Source organism: Actinomadura sp. HBU206391 (assembly GCF_014323665.1).
In the GTDB taxonomy this organism is placed as follows: domain Bacteria; phylum Actinomycetota; class Actinomycetes; order Streptosporangiales; family Streptosporangiaceae; genus Actinomadura_C.
Map to the genome: position 1 here is coordinate 1 of NZ_JABVEB010000264.1, position 7,126 is coordinate 7,126.

A 7,126-nucleotide genomic window follows, 5' to 3' on the forward strand; every position below is an offset into this window, starting at 1 on the left:
GCCGGTACAGCCGGACGGCCGTTCCCAGTCCTGGTCGGAGAGTTCGTCGACCGCCGTGCGCAACGCCGTCCAAGAGCGAGAGAAGAGGTCCACTGCGGCACGGTAATGCCGGCCCGGAACGGCGGACAAGCATATTCGGACTGCCGGCTCGCTACCCGGACGGTCGGCTCGCGGCTTTGTCAGGTCGTTGTCGTCTCCGTCTCACCGTCCGCCGTTGGGTTTGTGGCCTACACCGCACCACATGGGCAGCGGGGGAGCGTCTGGCTCGGATTCGCCTCCCGGCCACTGAGGAAGTTGTACGACGCCCGGCTCCAGCAGGTCCGTTCCGTCGAAGAACCCGACGATCTGCTGGTGGGTGCGAGGCGTGGCGTGAACCGCAGCCTTCTCGTTGTAGCGCTGCATCGACGCGCTGACCTTTTCGGCGCCGATGTCGCTGGCGGGGTGTGAAACCACGAGAGCGCTGCCGGGCGCGGCGGCCTCCAGCAGTTGCGCCACGATGCCGTAGGGGTCGCGGTCGTCGGAGATGTACTGCAAGACCGCCACGAGCATGACCGCGACCGGTTCGGTGAAGTCGAGAGTACGGGCTGCTTCCTGCAGGATCTTGCCGGGGTCATGCAGGTCGCCGGAGATATAGGCGGTCACGCCTTCGGGGGAGCCCTTGAGCAGCTTGCGGGCGTGGGCCAGCACGATCGGATCGTTGTCGACGTAGACGATACGCGAATCGGGTGCCACTCCCTGGGCTACACCATGGGTGTTGTTCTTGGTGGGGATTCCGGTGCCGATGTCCAGGAACTGCCGTATCCCTCGGTCGCCTGTGAGGTAGCGGACGGCGCGGCCCAGGAAAGCCCTGTTGGCGCGCACGGCTGGGACGACCTGGGGGTTGGCCGCGGCCGCGCGATCGGCGGCTTCGCGGTCGACGGCGAAGTTGTTGGTGCCTCCCAGCCATCTGTCGTAAACCCGTGCCGGGTGAGCGGCACTGCGGTCGATCTCAACTGGTTCCCGTTCGGGGGTGGCCCCGTGGTCCGTCACAGCGCGGTCTCCAGGTCGTGGATGCACGGCAAGGCTCTGCCGCACGGTTCGGTTTTCCCGAACGTACCGAATATCCAGCGCGTGATCCGTGGGTTCAAGAGATCGTCGATCACGCCGACCCGTCGGACCGCTGCCCGGCAGCTTGCGAGGTCGGCCATGGATCGGAGCCGGGAGGACGGTTGCCGTAGGGGTGCCGACGGCTGAGCGGCCTGCGGGAACGATAAGCTGTACGTTGTTGATTCTTGTACCGTATGGAGATCGCCGATGTACGGACGTGTTAGATGATCAGTCCTTACGTGCGTCAGCTGCGCCTGGCTGCCGAGATCCGCCGGGTGCGTGTGGAAGCCGGGATGACGCACGACCAGCTCGCGGAGCTGATCGGTCCCTCAAGAGCGGCGATCTCCCGCCTGGAGAACGGGCACAACGTCGACCAGGACGTCATCATCCAGATCCTCGACGCGCTCGACGTCGATGAGGATCGGTGGAACCAGATCCTCACGATCGCCCGTGATGCGGCCGAACATGGCTGGTGGGAGTCCAACAAGGCGATGGGCCCACGCCAGGCGCTATATGCCAACCTGGAAGCCGGCGCGAACGCGATCCGCGAATATCAGATCACCTTCGTGCCTGGACTGCTCCAGACTCCAGAGTTCACGCGCGCCCGGGTCGAAGCCGCGAACCTCATCGCCCCGTCAGGTTCCCGGCCGAACAAGGTGGTCGATGCACGTGCCGGTCGGCAACGCATGCTCCGTCGCCCTGGCGGTCCGATGTACGAGGTCATCATCGACGAGGTGGCCATCCGCAGGCCGGCCGCCCCGCCGGAGATCGTCAAGGCGCAGCTCTACTACCTGGCCGCGACGGTCAACGGCAATCCGAAGATCGCCGTACGGATCCTGCCGGTCGACGCGGTGATCGAGGCCTACAGCGTGCCGCGCTCGGCCTTCTCGATCTACACCTTCACCGACCCAGGGGATCCGGTTGTGGTCGCGGTCGACACCGTGACCGACGACTTGATACTCACCGACGAGGGCCCGGTCGACCGCTACGACCAGCTATATGGCCGGCTCCGTGACGCAGCGTTGTCGGAAGACGACAGTATCGATTTTCTGATCAATGCGGCCGAGGCGATGCCGGACCATAGGGAAGAAACCCCACCGCAATGACCAAGAGCACCACCTGGCTCAAGTCGAGCCGCTCAGACGCCAATGACAACTGTGTGGAGGTAGCACGTTTCGCCTGTGGCCGCATCGCCGTTCGTGACTCCAAGCAGCACGGGCGTGGGCCCGTCCTCGAGTTCACCCACAGCGCGTGGGACGCCTTGCTCGCTCGGGTGAAGAGCGGCGAGTGCGACAAGCATCGAGGCTTGCCTGAGCTGCTTGAGTGAGGCCGGAGCCGTCGCATCAGACGGCTCCGGCCTTATGCGTGTCTGCTGACGAGCATGCCGAGATGTCAGTACGCACCTACCGAGATGCGAACCGATCCAGCCCGGTACGTTCCCAAGATCCTGTACAGTGCGAGATAGCAGTACCGTACTAACTCGCAGGGACCGTGGATGGCCAGTGAGTTCAGCGCATCGCTGCTGGCGGCCGCGGGCATCCCTCCCCACGGCCAGGTGAATACGAGCGCGGTGATGAGCACTCCAGCAAGCGGCTCAGCAAGCATCCGCGCTTGGGACTGCGCCGCCTGGTGGCTTCCCCACAACGAGACGTGCAACGCCGTCGCGCGCCATTACGTGCGGGAGACCTTCAACGAGTTGGGGCTGGCACGCACGCTTGTCGATGATTGCCTCACCATGCTGAGCGAGTTGGTCACCAACGCCTTCGTTCATGGCCTCGGCGGCAAGTCCCTGGACGAACGACATGCGCCCTCTTCGGGCCGATGCGAGCTTTGGCTCTACCGGCGCGGGCAAGCTCCTCATACGGAACTGGTGTGCAAAGTCTTCGACCCTCAGAGCGATTGGCCCATTCCCAAGCCACCAGCGCATGACGTACTCGACCTGCTCCCCGAGCTTGAACTGTCGGCAACGCCCTCGATGGAGGCCCTTGACGCGATCCTTCCCGGGCTCCAGGACGGCGCGCGCGGCCTCGACCTGGTACGCACCCTCTCCCACGGACGGACAGGCTTCCACCGGACACGCTCTCGCCTTGGGCAATGGCCGGTCCCGGGAAAGGTCGCATGGTTTTCGCTGCCGATTCCCGGCCCATCGCAGCTGACCGAGCCGCCACGAGTCGAAGTCACTGCTCCACAGGCGAGCCAGCAGCTCAAAGAGCAACTCCTGGTACGTGGAATCGACACCATCCGGAACGCGGAACGGGATCACGCAGTGCTCTCGGTGCGACGCGGCCTGACGGTCTGGTGCCACGACAACGCCTTCCGATGGCACGTCGACGGCACCAGCGTTCGCCGACCATACGCAGAGATCACCGACGTGACGGAGACGATCGTGGCGCTCCACGAAGACCTACGACATGCCGAATAGAACGGGAAATTTTCCAGAAATCGGCGTAGCGGCCGCCTCGGCGCAGCAGTTCGTCATGGCTGCCTTCCTCCACGATCCGGCCGCCGTCCAGAAAGACGACGCGATCGGCGCGTCGGACGGTACGCATCCGATGCGCCACCATCACCACCGTCCGGCCCGCCATCAGGCGCTCGATGCCGTCGTGGACGGCCGCCTCGTTCACCGGGTCCAGTGCGGAGGTCACCTCGTCCAGCAGCACGATGGGCGCATCCTTCAGCAGCGCTCGCGCGATCGAGACACGCTGGCGCTCACCACCCGAGAGCAGTGCGCCGCCCTCGCCGACATTCGTCGCCCATCCGCCGGGCAGACGCTCGATCACGTCGTCCAACCGCGCCGCGGTCGCCGCCGCCCGCACCTCGGCTTCGCCCGCGTCGGGACGGCCGACACGCACGTTCTCCTCGATCGTGCCGTCGAAGAGATAGACATCCTGGAAGACGATGGCGATCTGCGCCATCAACACCTCGGTGTCGATCGCGCGCACGTCCACACCCCCCACGCGCACCACGCCCGCGTCCACGTCGTAGAACCGCGCGACCAACTGCAGCAATGTGCTCTTACCCGCCCCCGACGGTCCGACAACGGCAAGCCGCTGTCCCTCTGGCACCGGCAGTGACACGTCGTTCAACACCGTGCGGTCGCCATGCCGGAAGGCGACAGAATCAAGCTCCAGGTCATGGCCTACCGGCAGGATCGGTTCGCCGGCTTGCGGCAGCGGCTCGGTGCGCAACACCGTGTCGAGTCTCGACAGCTCGGAACGTGCGCCGCGTAGTTGGCCACCGATACCCGCCAGTGACAGCAGCGGATCCGCGCAGCGGGCGGCCAGCACCAGGATCGCCAGAACCTCCGCCGCACCGACATTTCCGAGCGCGAGGTAGGTGCCGAGGACCAACAACACGGTGAACATCCCCTGCACCGTGAGCGTCAGGCCCAATATGCCGGGCAGCGCCGACAGTGCGGAACGGCGGGACGCGCGCTGGAGTTCACGCAGCGAGTCGTCGAGCAACCGGAAGCGTTCGACGGTGCGGCCGCCGGCTCGGAGCACCGGCTGGGCCTGGAGATATTCGATGACCCGCCCGGTGGCCTCATGGTCGCGTTCGGCGCGCTCCGCATCGGTGGCGGCCATCGAGCGTCCCGTCCAGACCTGGATCGCCGCCACGACCGGTACGGCGACCAACGCGGCCAGCCCCATCCGCCAATCGAAGGCGAGCATCACGACAACGATCGTCAAGGGAGTCACACAGGCGGAGATCAACGGTCCCAGCAGATGCGCGATCACGCTCATCGCCTGCAGGACGCCGCGGCTGGCCAGGACGGACACCTCTCCGACGCGGCCTGCGCCGTACCAGCCGATGGGCAATCGGGCCAGATGATCGCCGAGACGGTGATACATACCACGCAACAGCGTGGTCCCGGCGAGGAAACCGGACAGATCGCTGACATAGCGCAGCACCGCGTAGAACGCGACCGCGGCCCCGAACGCGATCAGCCAGGGCCGCGCATCTCCGGGCGTGCTCCCGAACAGTGCCCGCAGCACTGGAACCAGCAGTGCGTAGGACAGACCCTCGACCACCGCGGTCGTCGTCATCAGGGCCACGGTGCGACGCACCGGCGGGGCGTACTCGTGTCCCAGCACGCGCAGCAGCATTCGAATCATCGGGGTTCGTCTCCTTGCGGTACGCCACCGTGGCTCTCGTTCTCGTCGGCGCGCGTCGATCGGCGGGATTGCCAGAACGCGGCGAACTTTCCGTTCTGTGCCAGCAGCTCGGCGGGCCTGCCGCGCTCGACGATCGACCCGTTCTCCAGCATCACGACGGTGTCGGCGTCGGCGATCGTCTCCAGGAGATGGGCGATGACCAGGATCGTCCGATCGCCCTCCGACGTCGCCAGGGCCCGGCGCACCGCCTGTTCGGTCTGCGGGTCGGCGAAGGCGGTCGCCTCGTCCAGCACGAGAACAGGTGCGTCGGCGAGCAGTGCGCGTGCGATCGAGATCCGCTGCGCCTCGCCACCCGACAGGCCGGCCTCTGCACCGATCACCGTGTCGTATCCGCGGGGCAGCTCGAGAATCCGATCATGAATATCGGCCTGCCGGGCGGCGCGAACCACGTCGTCGATGTCGGCATGCGGTACTGCCAGCGCGATGTTGTCCGCGACCGACGCACGCAGCAGGGAGGTGTCCTGGAAGACGAAGGAGACCATCCGGTAGAGCTCCCGGCTGCCGAGCTCGCGCAGATCGACACCGCCAAGAGTGACCGAACCGTGGGTCGGATCGAAGAACCGCGGCAACAGTTGAACCAGCGTGGACTTTCCGCTTCCCGACGGCCCGACGATCGCGGTGACCGTCCCCGGCTCGAGCACCAGGTCGATCCCGCGCAGCACCTCGTGATCGGCAATGTAGCCGAATCGAACGTCACGCAGTTCCACCCGGTGACCCTGTGGTGCGACCGGATGCGCGGGCTCCGGTAGCGACCGCACCGCGAGCACGTCCCGGATCCGGCCGACCGCGCGCCGGGCGGCCTGCATATCGTCGAAGCCGTGGCCGAGAGCCGCCACCGGAGCGGTCAGGCCCAGTCCGAGCAGTAGGAAGGGCAACAGGTCGGCCGGGGCCATGCCACCGCTCGTGATCAGAGCCGCACCGCCGATCAGCACGACCAGCAGCACGAACGGCGGCGACAGCGCCAGCTGCATCCCCGCGGCGATCCCGGCGAGACCGCGCACCATCCGGTAGAAGGAGCCGACGAAGTCGTCTACGGCCGTGCGGAATTTGTGGTGGGCGCGCTCGCCTCCGCCGAACGCCTTGACCACCGAGATGCCCTGCACGAACTCGACGGCCGAATCCGAGATCCGCCCCATGGCCCCGTCGAACTCCTTCTGCTCACGCAGCCGGGCCGGGGTCATCATCAGGGGGACCAGCGCCACTGCCAGCACCACCGGTATCAGCGTGATCAGCGTGAGCCGCCAGTCGATGGTGAACAGGTAGCTCAGCGACACCAGCGGTACCGCGAATGCGGAGACGAGTTCGCCGGGGGCGTGGGCGATGAACGGGTGCACGGCACTCACGTCCTCACCCACGATCTTTGCCAGCTCGCCCGTCCGGCGCTGGGAGAACCAGCCGATCGGTACGCGTCCCAGCCGCGCGGCCAGTCGCCGGCGAAGCGACTGTTGCACCTGGCCGTCGAGAAAATGCCCGAGGCCCGACGACGCGGCCAACAGCAGCAACCGGACGAACAGGCCGACCGCACCCGCGATGACGACGATCCAGACATGACCGTGATCGATCGGACCGGGCGACAGCAGAGTACGACCCAGTTCGACGACCGCCAGCAGCGGCGCCAGACCCGCGACAGCGCCGATGACCTGCAGGATCACAACGGCCGTGAAACTCCAGAGATAAGGGCGCAGCAGCCGTGCCAGGCTCTGTCCCGCCACGGAATCGGCATCCGGTGATGGTGTGGACTGCTCCCTCGCTTCGGCAAGGTCGGTGGTGATCATCGCTCTCCCGTCTTCGTCAATCTCGTCACGATCTGGCCGGGGTCGATGCCGAGCTCGGCTGCCCAGGTCAGCACGGCGAAGGCGTCGTCC

General features: G+C 66.4%; 6 protein-coding genes. 3 read left to right on the forward strand and 3 right to left on the reverse strand.

Translation table 11 applies throughout. The features are described 5' to 3' along the window. Positions 1-201 precede the first annotated feature (201 nt). Positions 202-1,029: an SAM-dependent methyltransferase gene (locus tag HKK72_RS33545; protein WP_222721466.1), complete on the reverse strand. Its 828-nt coding sequence runs from the start codon at positions 1,027-1,029 to the stop codon at positions 202-204. Between the two features lie 281 nt (positions 1,030-1,310). Between HKK72_RS33545 and HKK72_RS33550 the strand changes: the two genes are divergently transcribed. From HKK72_RS33550 to HKK72_RS33560, 3 genes are all read left to right on the forward strand, one after another. Next, a complete protein-coding gene (locus tag HKK72_RS33550) occupies positions 1,311-2,192 on the forward strand; it encodes a helix-turn-helix transcriptional regulator (protein WP_187238442.1) in 882 nt (293 codons plus the stop codon). Beyond that, positions 2,189-2,413 carry a DUF397 domain-containing protein gene (locus HKK72_RS33555; protein WP_187238443.1) on the forward strand — a complete coding sequence of 75 codons (225 nt, stop codon included), beginning with the start codon at positions 2,189-2,191 and terminating at the stop codon, positions 2,411-2,413. Before HKK72_RS33550 ends, HKK72_RS33555 begins: the two co-directional genes overlap by 4 nt. 168 nt (positions 2,414-2,581) lie before the next feature. Beyond that, on the forward strand, positions 2,582-3,508 hold the full coding sequence (locus tag HKK72_RS33560) for an ATP-binding protein (protein ID WP_187238444.1): 927 nt from the start codon (positions 2,582-2,584) through the stop codon (positions 3,506-3,508). Here the strand turns inward: HKK72_RS33560 and HKK72_RS33565 are convergent. Together HKK72_RS33565 and HKK72_RS33570 are read right to left on the reverse strand one after the other, a co-directional pair. Continuing rightward, positions 3,450-5,192, reverse strand: coding sequence for an ABC transporter ATP-binding protein (locus HKK72_RS33565; protein WP_261987451.1), 1,743 nt, complete (start codon positions 5,190-5,192; stop codon positions 3,450-3,452). The genes HKK72_RS33560 and HKK72_RS33565 overlap by 59 nt on opposite strands. Positions 5,193-5,197: 5 nt before the next feature. Next, positions 5,198-7,036 (reverse strand): ABC transporter ATP-binding protein, encoded by a 1,839-nt coding sequence (locus HKK72_RS33570; protein ID WP_187238446.1) that lies wholly within the window; start codon positions 7,034-7,036, stop codon positions 5,198-5,200. Between the last annotated feature and the right edge of the window lie 90 nt (positions 7,037-7,126).

Excerpts from the sequence above, each read along its gene's own strand:
- HKK72_RS33555 (WP_187238443.1), top strand. The coding sequence starts at position 2,189 with ATGACCAAGAGCACCACCTGGCTCAAGTCGAGCCGCTCAGACGCCAAT.
- HKK72_RS33550 (WP_187238442.1), top strand. The coding sequence starts at position 1,311 with ATGATCAGTCCTTACGTGCGTCAGCTGCGCCTGGCTGCCGAGATCCGC.
- HKK72_RS33570 (WP_187238446.1), bottom strand. The coding sequence starts at position 7,036 with ATGATCACCACCGACCTTGCCGAAGCGAGGGAGCAGTCCACACCATCA.
- HKK72_RS33560 (WP_187238444.1), top strand. The coding sequence starts at position 2,582 with ATGGCCAGTGAGTTCAGCGCATCGCTGCTGGCGGCCGCGGGCATCCCT.
- HKK72_RS33565 (WP_261987451.1), bottom strand. The coding sequence starts at position 5,192 with ATGCTGCTGCGCGTGCTGGGACACGAGTACGCCCCGCCGGTGCGTCGC.